Annotated in this window: 18 protein-coding genes; all 18 read right to left on the bottom strand. The window is 28.1% G+C overall.

The genetic code is table 11. From position 1 onward, the window contains the following. Window positions 1-35 precede the first annotated feature (35 nt). The 18 genes from NAT51_RS19820 to NAT51_RS16735 all read right to left on the bottom strand — a co-directional run bounded on the left by NAT51_RS19820 (window position 36) and on the right by NAT51_RS16735 (window position 16,307). Window positions 36-281 carry a DUF6371 domain-containing protein gene (locus tag NAT51_RS19820; protein ID WP_394799707.1) on the bottom strand — a complete coding sequence of 82 codons (246 nt, stop codon included), beginning with the start codon at window positions 279-281 and terminating at the stop codon, window positions 36-38. 12 nt (window positions 282-293) lie between these two features. Continuing rightward, window positions 294-1,184 (bottom strand): hypothetical protein, encoded by an 891-nt coding sequence (locus tag NAT51_RS16655; protein WP_250600686.1) that lies wholly within the window; start codon window positions 1,182-1,184, stop codon window positions 294-296. 168 nt (window positions 1,185-1,352) lie between these two features. Continuing rightward, complete coding sequence (locus NAT51_RS16660; protein ID WP_250600688.1) at window positions 1,353-1,976, bottom strand: hypothetical protein; 624 nt, start codon at window positions 1,974-1,976, stop codon at window positions 1,353-1,355. Between the two features lie 280 nt (window positions 1,977-2,256). Continuing rightward, a complete protein-coding gene (locus NAT51_RS16665) occupies window positions 2,257-2,571 on the bottom strand; it encodes a hypothetical protein (RefSeq protein WP_250600690.1) in 315 nt (104 codons plus the stop codon). Between the two features lie 182 nt (window positions 2,572-2,753). Then, a complete protein-coding gene (locus tag NAT51_RS16670) occupies window positions 2,754-3,755 on the bottom strand; it encodes a hypothetical protein (protein ID WP_250600692.1) in 1,002 nt (333 codons plus the stop codon). Between the two features lie 542 nt (window positions 3,756-4,297). Next, window positions 4,298-5,074 (bottom strand): hypothetical protein, encoded by a 777-nt coding sequence (locus tag NAT51_RS16675; protein ID WP_250600694.1) that lies wholly within the window; start codon window positions 5,072-5,074, stop codon window positions 4,298-4,300. A 159-nt stretch (window positions 5,075-5,233) separates the two neighbouring features. Continuing rightward, window positions 5,234-5,578: a hypothetical protein gene (locus NAT51_RS16680; protein ID WP_250600696.1), complete on the bottom strand. Its 345-nt coding sequence runs from the start codon at window positions 5,576-5,578 to the stop codon at window positions 5,234-5,236. Between the two features lie 9 nt (window positions 5,579-5,587). Further along, window positions 5,588-5,950, bottom strand: coding sequence for a hypothetical protein (locus NAT51_RS16685; protein WP_250600698.1), 363 nt, complete (start codon window positions 5,948-5,950; stop codon window positions 5,588-5,590). Between the two features lie 174 nt (window positions 5,951-6,124). After that, a complete protein-coding gene (locus NAT51_RS16690) occupies window positions 6,125-8,503 on the bottom strand; it encodes an ATP-dependent helicase (protein ID WP_250600700.1) in 2,379 nt (792 codons plus the stop codon). A gap of 179 nt (window positions 8,504-8,682) precedes the next feature. Beyond that, window positions 8,683-9,525, bottom strand: a complete 843-nt coding sequence (locus NAT51_RS16695) for a hypothetical protein (protein ID WP_250600702.1) — start codon at window positions 9,523-9,525, stop codon at window positions 8,683-8,685. Window positions 9,526-9,559: 34 nt separating this feature from the next. Next, entirely contained in the window at window positions 9,560-10,510 is a 951-nt protein-coding gene (locus NAT51_RS16700) for a hypothetical protein (protein ID WP_250600704.1), read from the bottom strand. Between the two features lie 188 nt (window positions 10,511-10,698). Continuing rightward, window positions 10,699-11,259: a DUF3575 domain-containing protein gene (locus tag NAT51_RS16705; protein ID WP_250600706.1), complete on the bottom strand. Its 561-nt coding sequence runs from the start codon at window positions 11,257-11,259 to the stop codon at window positions 10,699-10,701. A gap of 441 nt (window positions 11,260-11,700) precedes the next feature. After that, entirely contained in the window at window positions 11,701-11,871 is a 171-nt protein-coding gene (locus tag NAT51_RS16710; RefSeq protein WP_250600708.1) for a hypothetical protein, read from the bottom strand. A 228-nt stretch (window positions 11,872-12,099) separates the two neighbouring features. Further along, the gene (locus NAT51_RS16715) at window positions 12,100-12,723 is read right to left on the bottom strand and encodes a hypothetical protein (protein ID WP_250600710.1); all 624 of its coding nucleotides are present in this window, start codon (window positions 12,721-12,723) and stop codon (window positions 12,100-12,102) included. Window positions 12,724-13,046: 323 nt separating this feature from the next. Beyond that, window positions 13,047-13,823, bottom strand: coding sequence for a DUF3987 domain-containing protein (locus NAT51_RS16720; protein ID WP_250600712.1), 777 nt, complete (start codon window positions 13,821-13,823; stop codon window positions 13,047-13,049). Continuing rightward, complete coding sequence (locus tag NAT51_RS16725; RefSeq protein WP_250600714.1) at window positions 13,813-14,340, bottom strand: DUF3987 domain-containing protein; 528 nt, start codon at window positions 14,338-14,340, stop codon at window positions 13,813-13,815. The genes NAT51_RS16720 and NAT51_RS16725 overlap by 11 nt, the downstream gene beginning before the upstream one ends. A gap of 194 nt (window positions 14,341-14,534) precedes the next feature. After that, window positions 14,535-14,831 (bottom strand): helix-turn-helix domain-containing protein, encoded by a 297-nt coding sequence (locus tag NAT51_RS16730; RefSeq protein WP_250600716.1) that lies wholly within the window; start codon window positions 14,829-14,831, stop codon window positions 14,535-14,537. A 204-nt stretch (window positions 14,832-15,035) separates the two neighbouring features. Beyond that, complete coding sequence (locus tag NAT51_RS16735; RefSeq protein WP_250600718.1) at window positions 15,036-16,307, bottom strand: tyrosine-type recombinase/integrase; 1,272 nt, start codon at window positions 16,305-16,307, stop codon at window positions 15,036-15,038. Window positions 16,308-17,188: the final 881 nt, after the last annotated feature.

Below are 17,188 nucleotides of genomic sequence, written 5' to 3' on the forward strand. Positions count from 1 at the left end.
TTTCTGAAAATATCTTCCAAATCATTATTGTAAACCTATACAAGTCTTAATTGTTCGTCAGTTTTACCCTCGGTCATATCCCATATTTTAACATTGATTCCCAATGAAATAAGAAGTGGTATTTTATTTAAAATTATACTTACTGCGTTTTCGCTCATATCGGAAATGATTATCACATTATGACCAATTAAACAACTTACTTTATTTTCTGTCAATCCGTTAATTCCACCATAAGCCACCCAAACATATTGAGGGAGTAAAATGTAGTCTAATATTCCGATATTATCGGTTCGTTATTTTTTAATATCTTGTTTTGCTTCTCTTGTATATCCTTTCTTTTTATAGTCTTCTATATAAATCAATTTACTTTGACTATTATCTTGTCCGTAATTCTGCAAACGAAAATGTCCACTTACTCCAAATTCTCCTGTTCTAATAATCTTTGTGAAATAGTTTGTATCAATTATTTCTATATTGTTTTTGGTATCGTTTAAGTATTTCTCGTTATCAATTTTCACTTTACGTTGCAAACCAGTTTCCGCACCATAAATGATTTTATTTTCTGTCTCGGTAAAATTGTAAAAAATTAGATAGGAAAATATATAATCTAAAAGATTTCCATAAGCATCCCAAGCTTCATGTCCGTGAATGTCACCAAATTCTTCACTTACACAAATATTTGAGTCTCGGATACAATATTTTATTTTCCCGTTTTGAATTGGAAACACAAGAAGCCATCGTCCTGCTAAATAATCCTTTCTTTCCTCTTCATCTTCCATCATATCTTCATCTAATTTTCCCCAAGCGTTTAAATCGTGAGTTTCTTGTGTTATAAAAGCAAAAAGAACACTGTCGTATTCAAATTCATTAAGGTCATAATCCTCTGTATCTTTTACTAATTGAGGCTTGAACTTTTCTGGTAAAATTGCATAACCATAGGTTTCTGGAATATTCTGTAAAAGTGTTTTCGCTTTATGAAAATTTTTAATGTCTTTCAGTTTTTGATGAATGGGTTTAGTTATGTAGCTAATGTCTAATTTTAGTTTGTCAAAAAGTTTTAATTGTTTTTCAATGTCATCACGCATTAAGTCCCATTCTTCAGGTGAAATTATCGCTTGAGGATTTATTAAAAAGTTGTTTCTGCAATTTTCTAAAAGAGGAAATCTTTTTTCGTTAATTTTCATTTTTCTATCTATTGTTTATAATGACCGCTAACGTAGCACTACTAAAGCAGGTTTGGAACTAAATTAATCTCTATTTTTTGATTTGCCAAATCATCCCAAATACAAAACCAATTTTCATTACCCAAATTCGTTGTAGTAGCTGTTATAGGTTTTTTCTTTGTCTTTCAGTTATTTACTCTCAAAGCTTTTCCAAATGTTTAATAATTCTTCAATCTCTTCTTTACTAAAATATTTATCCCAAAGTTCGCAGTTACTCATATAAGCCCAACATTCTCCAAATTTTAAATATTGTGACTGTGGAATTTCTTTTTTTCGTAAACACTTTCTTAAAATTTCAAATCGTGTATTTTCATCTTGGTCAATGATTAAATCAACTTTTTCAATATTTTCTTTTGAAAATCTTTTCTTTATTGAATCAAATTCTTTAATTGCAGACCAATCTTTTCTTGCACCGATTCCAATTTCTACTCTTCTGAATCTACCTTTTTCTAATGCAAAATTTAATTCGTCTTTTCTTTCAAAGTCAATATTGTTTTTTTGTAATTCAGTCCAAAATAATTCAGTATCGATGCCAATACTTTCTCTCCAATATGTTAGGATTTCACTTGCTATAGATTTTAAAGAAGTAAGTGTAAATGATTCTTTTCCAATTCTATCAATCCAATAATTTCCTAAATCCACAAATGCTTCTTTAGTACTATTGTCAAAATAATTTGAATTACCAACAAGTTTATTATGAATTTCAATTGTCTTTAGAAGTTTTAGTTTAAATTCAATTTTTATGTCTGTCATATTCTGTCGGTTCTTTAAAATGCCCTATAACGTCCTGCTACTACAGCTGGTTTGGGACTAATTAAGCCCATTTCTAAAATCCCTTGTAGTAGCTGTTGGTGGTTCGGTTGTTTTAGTCGAAATTACAATTACAAACCTATTTTTTTAGTTCTGTTTTTCAAATTGCCGTTGGCAAACTCAAACATTTACAATTAGGTTTTTCATATTCCAACTTTCAAGTTTCTACAGTAAAAATACTTTTTTTGTATTGCAATTTTTAAATGAGAAAAAGATTTTTTATTTATCCTTTTTTTAGAATTGCATTTTTGATTGATTCAAGATAAACTAATAATTCAGTTTTGCTTATCGGATTTTGTGAAATAAATCCATTTAGAAAATTTTCCATCATGATAAGATTTATTCTACTATAATTTATAAAATTTTCATTTCGAGTCATTAATATTTTATTCATCAAATTTTCATCATCAGTCAATTCATTTTCACTTGTAGTGTAAAGTTTCTTAATTATATTTCGTATATCTTCATTTTTGTATATTCTGTAAAAACGAGTTCTCTCGGAAGCTTCTATTTCGCTTTTTGTTAACTTTTTTTTCATAATTTAATTACGTTTTTTTTTCTGCGTAAGTTCTGCTCCAACTAACCTCCGATGTTTCTCGCATTTACGCAGGTGTGGAAATAGGAGCTCAGTTTTCTTTGCTAAGATAAATTTTTCTTGGTTTTGACAAATGTTCAATCATCCAAAAACCAACTCTTGCTTAAATGCTGTGTTATGGGCTATTACTCTTGATCCCAAGGAAATTTTATTTGTCCAGGATTCCAAAAGAAAATTTTGTTATCCATTTCAAATGATATTGGTTTCTGTGATTCTATAGTCGCAATGCTATTATTCGAGTGCATCATCTCGGTCATTTTAATATTTACCAATTCATCCATTTTATTTTTAATTTCTTCAAGTTTGATTGGAATATTTCCAATCCATTCACCCATAAATATTGCATACATATCCCATCCATTTGTTTGCATTTTTTGTGAAAAAATATAGGCAAATTCAATAGTTTGAGTTTCTCTATTTAAAATGTCTACAACCATTTCTTTAAATAATTCGTGAGGAAGACTATGAAGTCCCGTATTAAATAAAATTATTCCTGCACTTTGCATATTATTTTCGACTCGATAGGTTTTAATTTGATTGCTTGCAGACTTAAAGTTATTTTTTATTGTGTTTTTGATAAGTTTGTGATAGCCGTGAGTAAGTTCACCGAAATCTAAGGAAGGATCAATATTGATGGAGAAACTTACTATATTCTCGAAATGCTTTGCAATACTTTTTTGACGTTCGTTATTTTCTAAACTTTCTTTTTGTAAGTCTTTAAATTCTAAAAGTATATCATCTAAAAGAAAGTCTGGAGTTCGCGTCGTTGTTTCTGGAATTTTCTTGCCTCCCAAAGATTTAATGATTTCTTCAAAATCATTTTCACCAAAACGTGGAACACGATAAAAATTCATATTTAAACTTCCTGAATCAGGAAAAGCTGTAAATGAAAAACCATCTTTTTTGGAAAGTTGATATGCATTTAGGAAATCTCCGACCTCTTGCTCACACAAATGATTTATTAACTTATCAACTTTAATTTCAGAACAGATGTAATAACTATTTGAAATCGAAATTTTATTAACTTTTGATATATTAAAAAATTGCTCTTGAATTAATATAAAACATTTTGCAAACTGATTAGTTTCTCTGTTATAACCGGAAAACTGAACTCTAAATATGTTCATGCGATTGCGGATTTTCTGTAATAGCCCATAACTTGTTTATATGTATGATAACAATACAAATACATCTGTTTAAGTGTAGATATGTATGATTAGCATAATGTTACACATTCAAATATATAACAATTGGTAAAATGAAAGATATAAAAGAGAGTATTTTGCGTTTTACCTTCACTAGAAAGACCTAAGGTTAAAGTGAGAAAAAGACATATTTTAAAGGAATTGAGGGGATATTGCAATAAAAATGTTAGATAATTGCATTTCTGAAAATATCTTCCAAATCATTATTATAAACACCTTCGAGTTTTAATTGTCCGTCAGTTTTACCTTCGGTCATAACCCATATTTCAACATTTATTCACAATAAAAATAAGAAGTGGCATTTTATTTAAAATTGTCTATTGCATTTTTGCTCAAATTGAAAATGATTAACATATTAAGACCAATTAAAAGGCTTGCTTTATTTTCTGTCATATATTAATTCCACCACAAACTCTTCAAATAGAATGATAAAGTAAATATATCCATACTGCTGTGAGTGATAGTTATTTTTTGTTGAATTCGAAAATTTTATCTCCAACTTCAATTAATGTTGGTATTCCAGAGTTTAATAACGCTAGGGAAAGATCAAAAGGTTCATCTGAATTCTTTGGTTGAAAAGCAACAAAAACTTCTGTTCCTTCGTAGAAAGTCATAACCATTCCAATTAATCCGAATTTATCAGGCTCAAAAAATTGATATTTAAAAATAGTTGGATTTTCTCCCTTTATTTCATTTGAAATTTCGTCAACAATAAATTTCTCTTTAACCATTTCAGTCATCGTTTGAGTATTTTTATCATTGTAAATTATGAATCCTAACAACATTTTTATAGTGCCTTCAAATCGTTCACCAAACTCATGAAAATAAATTCCATAAGAAATATGTTCAAAGCAGTTTACTAATCTATTATAATTTGGATTTCCATAAAGAACTGGATATTTTTTACCTGTTTTTGATTTTAAAGTATGATACTTATAGTTTTTAATAATTTCTTTGTTTAGAAAATCTTTACTTTTTCTCCTAATTGCTCTGTCAACTTTAGTTTGGGTTTGTAGATAAGCAATAAGATTGTTACCAACAATTCCCGATATTGAGACCATTAAAAATTCATCATCGTGTGATTTTTTTGAGTTATGTTCATCGCAAGAAGGAACAGTAATTAGGTCTTTTCTAAAATTTAATCCAATAACATCTTTGGCTTCTGGAAATAAACATATAGGAGGTACATGTTCTCTTGAAGTTGCAATGTAACCACACTTGTAGCAAAATTTATTTTCCATAAGTGAAATTCAAAGATATTATGATTGATAATTACGGTTAACGTCCCGCCGGTTTTAAGAGGTTGGGAGTTTTTGTTTCTAAATCATTCCGTAGGGACAGAAGTCAAATATATGAGAAGCTTGTTTGATTAAACACTCAACCTCAATTTCTTAAAGCTTCTATTCAATTGTTAAATTGTACAAATCTGGATCGTCGGATAAGCATTCCCAACTCATTTCTAGCAAATTATTACTGTTAAATTTCGTTACCACAATATGACTAATATTATAGTTTTCCTTTTCTATTAAACTTGAACTAAATTTTAATCTATTTGGTTGTTGCCAAAGGTTGAATAAAGTTTTGTACTCATCTTCAGTTAGATTTTTGAAAGTGATAAGTAGATAAAAATCACTTCCTTCATCTAATCCCAAAGTTAAATCTACTGAAAATTTATAAATATCCTCAATTTGAATAATGTCTGATTTGTTTTCAAATACAATTACTGGATCATTGTTTTTTTTCATATAACTAAATTAATATTTTGATATTTCTTCTTTGTATAAATCTAAATCTCTTTCAAGTTTAAAACTTAGCCTTAAATCTATTAGCTTTTTATCTTCTATTTTTGAGTCCAAAAAATCTTTTTCTGAATTAGCAATAATCTTCCAAAAGTCAGCGTGAAAATCATATTTTTTCAGGTTATCAAAAGTCGGTATGTTAAAAGCTAGAAATACATTATCCGATAACTTTCTATAAAACAAGGGCATTTTTATTGAAAAATTTCCAATTTTATCAACTGTTTCAATGAATCCTTCATTTTTTACAAAAGCTATAAATTTATCGCAAAGTTCAATTTGTTTTTCCTTGTGTAGTTTTAATATTTCTGTTTTAGTCATTTGATGTTTATTTAGATTTTTGGTAGTTTAAACTGATAGCTAACATTTCTTGGCTTGGAGTAGTGGTGTATTTTAGGCTTAAAGATGTGAAGATACTGAAATTTAAGCCTGCTCAATTCAGGCATTAAAAATATACTCACCCATTAAACCAAATCGTTGTTATATGTCCGAGCATTATTTGTCATATTTTTCTTTAAGCTGTAACTTTTCAATTCTTGCATTGATACCTCCTAAATTTCGTCCGAATATTTCTGAAAGTTCATACGGCTTTTTGCCTTTAGAATAAAGCAATTCCAATTTTTCGTCATCTTCCTTTGTCCAAGGTTGATATGCTTGGGAGTGAGTTTTCCTAATTTCATCAATAGAATATGCTTTTTCGTTTTCTTTTTTTTCTTCAAAGTTATCCTTCACTTTCTGTCCACAGTAAGGACAATAAACGTGAAGTTTCTCTAATTGACTGAAACAACTGTCACAAAGAATTACTTTGTCAACTATTTGCTTTATTGAATTAGTAGTTCTAACTGTATATGCAGACGGAATTTCTTTTAAAAAACTTGATTCATTGCCTTTTTGAGTGATTAAAAAAAGTTTATCTTTTGCTCTTGTAATGGCAACGTAAAACAAACGTCTTTCTTCTTCCATTAGCAAGTCGTGATTTGCCTTTTTTATAACTTGGAAAATTCTGTCTTCAAGCCAAATATCAGGAAAGCCACCATTTCCTTCTGCCAAGCCTATGATGAAAACAACTTTGGATTCCAGTCCTTTAGAAGCATGAATTGTTTTGTTTTGAACACGAATATTTTCATTTTTAAATCTGTAATAATATGGTGTAAACATTTTGCTTCTTCTGTACAGAAATAAAATTTCGTCATTATTTATTCCTTCTTCTAATAGCTCTTTTATTTTGTCAAAACAGAATTGTATATTCTCTTCTTCTGTGTTACCCGAATAAACAACAATTTTGTGTTCAGATTTTTTTGATGCTTGAACGTCTTTATCAACTTTGAATTTGTTATGTTTGATGACCTCATTACTTGCTCCAACAATGTTTTGTGTACTACGATAATTCAAGTTGAGTTTAATAGTTTTTACGTCTGAAAAGTGTTTTTCAAATTCAACAATATAGCTGACATTTGAACCTCTGAAACCGTAAATACTCTGCCAATCGTCTCCAACACAAAAAAGTTGTGTATTGTCAGTAAGTAATAATTTGATGAGTTCAACTTGCAGTTTGTCTACATCTTGAAATTCGTCAACTAAAATGTATTGGAATTTTCCTTTGTACTTATTTGCAATATCTTCATGATTTTGAAACAACAAAGTACTTCTTGAAATCAAGTCGTTAAAGTCAAGAAAAGATTTGTCAGTACAATAGTGAACATATTTTTTTACGATTGGTATTGCCAATTCATAAAAATTACGAACTCTTTCATGTTGGTCTTGTCTGGCTTTTTGTAAAACAGTATCAACATTGATGTTTTCAACTTTAATCATATCTGTGATACGCATAATTTGTTGAACAAAATCTTTTACGTTCTCATGATGGCCATTGAATTCTTCTTTAAAGTTTATAGAAATTGTTTTGTGATAGTCTGAAGGTAACCGATTTTTAACAATTTTGTCAAGCGTATGATTGAACAACGCTGAATCCGTTGTCATACTATCAAAAGTTTTCACTAACAACAAATTTCCTTTTTTAAATTGCTCTTCTTTATCTTTAGTTGAAAAGCTTTTATCGCTGATATGCTCGATGTAAAGATTTGCTTCTGGAATATAAAAATCAGGATGAAAAGAAAAATCTTTAACATTTAGCAAAGGTTCATATTCAAATTTGATACTGTGACGGTAAAACCAATCAGCAATAAATTGTTCTGATTTTGAGCGAACTTTTGTTCCATTAAGTGTTGTAAAGTATTTTCCATCTTTTGGTAAATAATTAGGGGCAATCTGCTTTAAATGAATTTTGTCAATGATGTAATCAAGAATGTAGCGTTTTAGTTTTAATAGATACTCTGTGTCTTCACATTCTTTAATTAGTAACTTGTGAAATACTTCAAAAACTGTTTCAGGTGCAGCATGCTTTGAAAACCCATCTTCTTCAACACGTTTTTTTTCTCCTATGATTTTAAATTTGTTATCAAATTCGTTTACTCCATAGTTACGTAAAACACTGTAACAAAAACCGTGAAATGTTTTTACTGTAAGTCCGTCAATCCAAGTGTATTTTTTCTGTTGTAAATTTCTTTCTTTCTCTTTTTCTACGAAACTTTTCCGCTTATCAAAAAGTTGTTTTTCATATTCACCACTCTCATCTGCTGAAATAATAAGCCTATCTATCATCTCGTTTGTTGCGTTTTTGGCAAATGTGATTGTAAGAATATTCGAAGGACTTACGCCTTTTTCTTCGATTAAATAAATGAGTTTTTGTAATAGCGTTTTTGTTTTTCCAGAGCCAGCGCCCGCAAGAACTAAAAGGCGTTTGTCTTCACTAATAACAGCATCTTGTTGTCTGTCATTTAAAGCATTTAGATTTGTCTTGTTCGATGTTGCCAATTTTATACTTTATTTATTCTATACTATTGTACTTGCTTTATACATTACATTCTATAGTTTTGTGTTAGTAGCAGAGTCAGCGAGTGCATTATTTTTTTTAAAGATAAAGTTTTTTGTAAGAAAAAACATTAAAACAACCAAGCAAACAGTTATTTCGCTTATCGCTTTTACTAGTAGTTTTACTTTGTATTATTTATTCTTATTAAACTTTCAAAGTAACCTATTTTTTGTTCCAACGATTTATTATAACCGTTTTCAAATCCTACAACATATTGATCTATAAATTTTACCCTAGAAAATTCTTCATTTTCATCTTCTTCATCAATATCAAAAAAGTGGCTATCCGTAATCAATACAGCTTCATTTTTAGTTTTAAAAATTTTGACTGAGTTTAAATTAATATTTTTTCCAAAAACCCAATTCACAGTTGTGTAATTGTTAGTTAGCCATCCTCCAAATTTTGGAGACAAATTAGTATTCCATTTACATGTTGCAGAATTGTATAAATGATTATACTTGTTTGCTAAATTAAAAGCATTCATTAAAGCCTTTACTCCAGCTTTTAATTCAAATTGTAAAACAAAATCAAATACCTGATTATTGCCTTTTATAAATTCAGATAAATCTTTTACATCTACTTCAGTATTTGCTGTTACAATTTTGCATCCTGCATGCTTTGCATAATATCGGTATAAGTTTTTTTTCTCTAATTCCCAGTTTTTCCCATATATGTCTTCAAAATTTATATTTCGAGTTTTTAGGATTTCTTCATGGTTCTCAAAACAAAAGTTTACGAATTTATCATACGCATCGTCATGAGGGCGAGTTAAATTATTATTGCAGTTTATACAAATAACTTTGGGAAATTTTAAGATTTTGTCTTTAAACGAATTTATTTGAATGACATCACCATTTATGTAGAAGGCATTCATTTTTTTTCCATGAGATTTTTTTAGATCAGAAGCTTTAAATTTATGCTCCTCTGAATCGGCAGTTTTTCCACATATCCAACAGTTAACCATAACTACTTTTATTTATAATGCTATTCAACTCACTTTATTCATTCAGCTCTGTTGTATTTAGATTTTTATCTAAGTGTATTTGAATAAATTTTCTTACTATTTCTTTAAAAAGTAATTTACCTTCCAAAATACTTTCATATTGTCCATTGTTATTGAAATTTTCAAAAGAATATACTTGGTAAAGTTTTTTTCTATTACATGTAAGTTTTAGTTTTAAGAAGCTATTTTCGAAAATTCCTTTTACATCTTTAGTTGTTATTGGAGCATAATTTCTGTATTGATATTTTTGACCATTTAATCCATTTGAAAGAACAATATTTATTTTAAAATCATTTTCAAATAATAGATTTATTTCATCGCCTTTTGCTAATGTAAACGTGTCAGAAAATGAATAAAACTCAAGACAAAGTATTCCATTGTAGTTTGAAAGTATAATACCTAAATAATCAATATTATGTGTATCATCTTCTGTATATAGTTTTAAATATTCAAAATTAGAATTTCCTATTTTTGAAAATGCAATTTTATATTCATTTGAAAAATCATCTGTTATATAGTTAACTTCAGTTTTCGTAAGATTTTTTAGGTTTTGTTGTAAAAGATTTTGTTGAAATTCAGTTTTAGTAGTCATTAGAGTCACTGCAAACAATATATTATCTTCTTTTACATGTTCATTTTCATTTATGAATATACGTTCTAATTTACAATCAAAAGGCAAGAAAAATTTTAAAATACCTGTTCCATGGATTTGCGGTCTTAAAATTGCAATTTCTTTATTAGCAACAATTAATTCATTTTCACTAACAAGCATTTCTACAATATACTGTTCAGTTGAATATGCTTTTTGACCTTCAAATAATAATTTACAATATTTTCTGTCAAATTTGATGACTTTAAATTTCCCGTTTTCGGAATAGTCAATTTCACTTGTAATCGGTAAAATGCTTTGTTTTAAATTAAAAATTCGATTAAAAAATCTTTTCATTTTTCTTTGTTTTCGATATTTTTCTATTGCATATCCCACAATATTTCAACTCTTGAAGAGGTTGAGAAGTTTGGAACGGATTATTTTTCACTAAAATAAAATTTCTTGCGAAATGTTAACATTTATTTTTCACAAAATTCGCAATGTTCCAAACCATTGTTGTGCGACGTTTTTATGCAGTTATTGCATCAAAATCGGTAGCCTAAATTTAAACCAAATTTAGCAACTTGGTCATGGTCAGTTTTATCAGCATTAAACAACATTTTTCCCCAACCAAGGTTAGCACCATAGATAAATCCACTTTTAGTAATTCCTTTCCAGCCTAAGCCTGCACCAATGGAAAAATTAATAACATTAGGATTTTCAATAAATGTTATTTTTTCTGGAGTATCATATATTTTTTTCCCATCAATTGACATAACCATCCCAAATCCTTCAATAAAAAACCCAGAAGTATATTTTTTTCCAAAATACATTCTGTAATATGGAGAAACTGAATAATTCATATCCTTTTCTTTGCTATTATCGTATATATAAAAAATTGAAATTCCCAACGATGACTTTTTGTTTAAATGTCTTTCATAGCTTGCATTAATCCCTCCCGCTAAAGGTCCAATTAAATTAAGTATAACTTCATTTTTCTTTTCATAAGGATTTACAATGGTGTCGTTTTTATTTTGAGCCTTAGCAACAAAAAACGAAAACAGTAGTATAACTGCTAAAAAGGTTTTCTTTATCAATTTTTTCATTTAATTAATTTTAAACAAACCTATAGTAATTTTCTTTCATAAATGTTAAGTTATTCATAAATGCCTCGTTAAATAAAGCATAAATAAAAGCAAAGAAAAATTTGTATAAAGATCTTGGAAATCTTGTTAATTCTAGTTCGGTTTTGTAAAATGTTGCTCAACTTGTTTATATATATGATAAAATAATACATATACATCCGTTTGAGTGCAGGTTTGTATGTTAAGCATAATGTTACATATTCAAATATATGACAATTGTCAAAAATAAAAGATATAAAAGATTATATTCTGTGCTTTACTTTTAACTAAAAAATCAAAAGTAAGAGTAGGAAAATCTATATTTTAAAGGTATTCTGTGAGGTGTTGCAATACTATTGCAATGGTTTATGGTGATAATTGCAATACCATTGCAATAGTTTATTATAGTTGCAATAAAAAATATCAGATAATTGCATTTCTGAAAACATCTTCTAAATCATTATTATAAATCTCTTCAAGTTTCAATTGTTCGTCAGTTTTACCCTCGGTCATATCCCATATTTTAACATTGATTCCCAACAAAATAAGAAGTGGGATTTTGTTCAAAATTATACTGACTGCGTTTTCGCTCATATCGGGAATGATTAAAACATTATGACCAATCAAACAACTTACTTTATTTTTAGTTTTATAATGAATTGAACTAGTCTAAATGATAGTTGTTTTATTTAAAGATAAAACAACTATCATTTATGAACGTCTGTAATATAAAAGTCTTTTAATCTGTGAATGTTATTAATTTTTCAGATTACTTTTTTGTATTATTTAATTATTTTTTCTCATGTTTTTTAAAATTTAACTTTAAAGATGTCTATACATTCTTTCTTGTATTTTTTTCTTTTCATTTTCTTCATGTTTTTCTTTAACAGTTGAAAACAATTCTAATGATTTTAAGAATTTAGATTCTAAAGAAATATAATTTATTGAAAGTTCAAATTCATCTTTTACAAAAATTAAACTACTATAATCATCAACTATATTGTTTATTCCCATTTCGTACTTTGAATCTATATATTTTTGATGAAGTACATCTAGAATTTCATTTTTTTGATTATTGTTTACATAAGGAAAAGTATAATTATAAAAAAATAGTTTCCCCTCAAATAAATGAAACTGACACTTTATTCGATGTCTTCCAATTAACAATTTATAGATAAGAATTTCAACTTTTTCACATTTAATAATACATTTTGGTCGTTTCAAAACTTTAACAATATTCTGCTTTTTTTCACCGAAAGTTATTTTTTCAGAAAAGCATATAACGGCTTTGGTTTTTAATGTAACATTTTTTTTTGTTTGGTTAAGAATAATTAAATATGTATTTAAATCGTTAAACTCATTTGAAATTTTTTCATAGTAATAATCATCAATATAATTGTAGTGATGAAAAAAATGTTTTTTAATTTTTATAAGAAATCTTATCAAGAAAATTAGCTTTAAAATTTATCAGTAATATAGTAAACTCAAATATTTTTATAAAGAGGTTTTTCCGTAAAAAATGTTAAATTTTAATAAATGCATAAATTGATTCTTGAATACTAAGAAAATGACTTAAATATAATACAATGAAATTATTATTTCTACCACAAAAAGGAGTGATTAATTTATATTCTCTTTTTTGAGTTAAATGTAAGTTGTAATTGGGTTTTTTGAAGTATGTTACTTTGTTTTGATATGCAACCAACTTTTGAAGAAAAATCTGTTAAGTATTGATTTTACTAATGATTTAGCGATTTTTCGACTTAGTTTCAAGTTGCAGGTTGCATCAGTTCATTATTCCATTTCCTTGAAATGGTTGATTTATTCATTCCCGTAATAGCTACAACATCTTTCTGACTGGCATTGTTTTTTATTGCCAGTCTGATGATTTCTTCAACCGTTGGCGGTTTCACTTTTTGTGTGATATTTTCGTCCAAAACAATCTTGAAGTTTATAAAATAAAATTCAAGTATCAGAATTGCAATTTCAATGGTGTCAACACTCATTTTATTTTGATAAGTCTGCTTTTCAGAATTTAAAATCAGATGTGTTAATAGACTTAATTTATGAATGTTAATCAGCATTTTAGAAATATATTCTTTACTTAAATCTGTTGCTTTGTTTTGACGGTTAATTAATTCCTGTGAATAATCAAAAAGGCGTTTATTGGCTTTTAAATCAAGGGCTATCTGTAAATCATCCATCTCGAAAGTGTTCTCTATTTCAGTGCGGTAATTTAGAAGATTGAGTAAGGATTTAGAATAGTTCTCATATACTTCAGTAGAAATATCATTTCTTGACAATTGGTTATTTTCAGTAAGTTTATTGGTAAAAAGGATTCTGTCTATTAATCCGCTTTCTAAATTTCCATCTGCAAATAATTTAGGCACAAATTGATTTTGGATTGAACCTAACAAAGTAGGATATGATTTTTCAATTCTAAAACTCTCTGTTGTTTTACGTGATATATCAATATATTTATTGGTATTTCCCTGCAAAAAGAAAGTTCTCCAAGCAGTTCCCTCTGTACTGCTTTTATTTGCCATTTTTTTCAATGATAAAATAGAGTTCATCAACAAAAATCCCAACGGAATATTTGTTTTTAAAATGCGTGAAAATTGCGGATTCAATGGTTGCATCCTGAAGAAACAATTGTTTTCTGTCAATTTTTTCAAGTTCTTCTAAATCCGCATTGTTTCTTTTGAACTCCTTATATTTTTCATTGTCATATTTTATTAATGGAAAAGTAGCCAAGTCCATTGCAGGGGATTTACTATCGCCACGGCTTCCGATTATTGCAAAATATAAATTGGCATAATTCACATATCCCATTGCTTTAATTGAAAAGGCAAGACCACCTGCATTACTGAAAGCAAACAATATTGAACTTAACAAATATTCTTTGGGTATTCTCTTTAAAGTAAATGCTTCATTAATTAGCGACTTAATTTCAACAGGCATCTTGGAAATTATTTCCTCCAATTGATTAATTGCAATTTCTTTATTGGTCTTAAAAGCATTTCCAATTTTATTGTCAATATCGCTCAAACTATTTATTTCCATAATAATGATTTTGATGATAATCCCACAATTGCAATGGTGTGGTTGTTTTCATTGCAATTGGTTTTTCTTAATCTTTTTTGTTTACTTGCTGAATTAATGCAGATTACAAACCATTGCAATGAAATTGAAGGATAATTGCAATGAAATTGTAAAACAATTGCAATGGTTTTTCAGCTATAGATTTTAGATAATTTCTATTGAGATGGAAATTTATTCATTTGCTGTAGAGCAGTTAAGACTTCTGCTTTTTTGTAGCGTACCTTATTGCCGATTCGATACGCAGGAATAATATCGTCTTTAGTCCAAGTCCAAAGAGTTACAAGTGAAACGGAAAGCATTTTGGCGGTTTCTTCCCTTGTCAGTAATATTTCGATGTCGGGATTTTGCAAAGTAGTAGCATATCCTTTTAGGGCTTGGGTAACGTCCTTTACGATTTCATTTTTAAAATCGTTAGCGTTAATGTTTTCGATTTGCAAGATTTCTTTAGCCATAACTTAATTGTTTATTTTAATTAATTATGGCGTAAACTTAATCTAGCTTAATTTTTGGAAAGAGAGGTTAAGGGCGATTTAGGTTAAATCGAGTTGATTTCAATTAAAATGCGTTAAATTGAATAATAGATTTTAGTTCAATTACTTATTGTACAAAGTGTTTTGAAATATTTTAAACGATAAAAACTCTCTTAGTAAATTATTTTACTTAACTTTTTTATTGGTTTGCTCATTCCAATAGTCGCTTATTTTTTGCAAATGTTCCTCTTGTGTTGATTTTATATACTTCAAAAATTGAGTTTCCGATTTATGTCCTGTAGCTTTCATAATTGTAGCGTTGTCAAATCCTCCTAGAAATAAGTTAGTTGCAAATGAACGTCTACAAATGTGTGAAGTAACCAGTTCATGTTTAGGGAATATTCCAAACTCTTTTCGGTTTGTTTCAGAATTAATTTTTGCGCCACTCGTTTTTTCCTTAAATCCTACCAATTCACAAATTTCTTTGATGTAAAGATTAAATTTTTGGTCTGTAATTTCTCTTGGAAATTCACCATTTCTTTTATCTAAAATTTCTTGAAATTGTGGATGTATTGGAATGAACAAGTTTTGATTTGTTTTTTGCGTAGTAATATTAATAATATTCCCTAAAATATTATCCTTGCCAATTCTTAAAAAATCTGAAACACGAAGCCCAGTTCTTAATCCAATTACAAATAAATCTCTAGCATTATCTAATCTTTCTGAATCGCTGAAATCGTGTTTCGCAATTGTGTTTATTTCTTTATCAGTTAAATAAATATCTCTTGTTTCATTTGTAGGACTGTTGAAATCACGATGTTTGTATTTAGGATTAATAGCATACCCATCAAGTTCAATATTTGTACAAAAAGTTTTTATTCTGTTAATTAATGTACCTATAGAATTATTATTTAATTTTTCTGTATTTGAGCAGTAGTAAATAAAATCTCGATGAAAATTCAAATCTATTTCTTCAAATCTATATCTGTGATTTTGTAGTTTTTCAAATGCTTTTAATTTATTAAGTGTTGTTGTGTAATTTTTAATTGTTCTTTCAGTTATGGGCTTTCCTTTATAAATTCTTTTGTGAGCATCCTTTATAAATAGGGTTATCCAATCAACAAAATATATTTTGTAATTTTCATCTACTGTAACTCTGCCAAAAAACGAATTAACAGTTTCTTTTAGCCATAAATTTGAAATGTACTTTCTGTTATTATAATCAAAATTATAGTTATCAAAAATATGTCTTTCTAATTGTTCTAACTGATGATTAAAAAAATCTCTTTTTTGAGAGGTTGCCTTTGGTTTTAACCGTTGCTTTACTTCAGACCAATCATCTATCAGTACGCTTAATCCTGTTTTTATTTTTTGGTCAATTCTCTTGCTGTCCCAAAAGCGAACATATATACTACAGTTTTTATTTTTACCTTTTATAATGAAATATTTTAAATTCATCGTTATATATTTTGCCGAATATTTGCCGAAATATAGTTATTTTATTTGAATTTAACTTAATTATATTTAATATTAATTTTATTTTAAAAAGGAACAAACCCTTAAATCTAGTGGTTTTAGATGATATTCTGTAATGTTTCAAGAAATGAAAGTTTAAAAATTGCGATTCCCACTCCGGGTACTAAACCTCTCAGAAATGGGAGGTTTTTTATTTTTGGGCGTGCCCTCACTCGTACCTCTTTCGGTCGGGCTGTCCATTGTATCTGTATCAAGTACTGGCGTACTTCATACAGGATGTCATTTCCATCCCTCACGCAGACTTCAAAAGAATGATCCTCTTCGTCAATGAGATTTCCTTAAAGCATTTTAATTTTTAAAAGTGTAGCAAAAATTTCAGTGAAAAGTTTTCTGCTACAAAGAACCTGTAGCAATTTTATTCTGGAATTTTTTTTTGCTACAAAGTTGTAGCAATTTTATTTTAAAAAAATATTTGGCTACAGAATGGTTGTAGCCATTTTATTACGGTGATTTTTTTTGGCTACAAGTTTGCCGGATCCGGTATTTTTAATTTTTATAATCTGATGATTGAGAGGGTAATGTGTTGATAATGAGTTTGGTGTTTTTGAAGGAATGCCAGATGTTTTTGTGAGTTAAATAAACGCTTATTTTTTTAGAATATTTTTTTGAAATTATTTCCCAAAAGAATTTGTTAAAAGAAACATTAACAGCTATTTTCGCCTCAAATTAAATTTTAGTACAAGTAATTCTGTTGCCAAAGTTGTGGTAAATCCGGAATATCTTAACGGTGACAGATCAGAATCCGGACAAGGATTTTAGAATCGGCACCTGAATAAAATTTAATTGCCACAAGCAAAATTATA

Source organism: Flavobacterium amniphilum (assembly GCF_023634845.1).
Taxonomy (GTDB): Bacteria; Bacteroidota; Bacteroidia; order Flavobacteriales; family Flavobacteriaceae; genus Flavobacterium; species Flavobacterium amniphilum.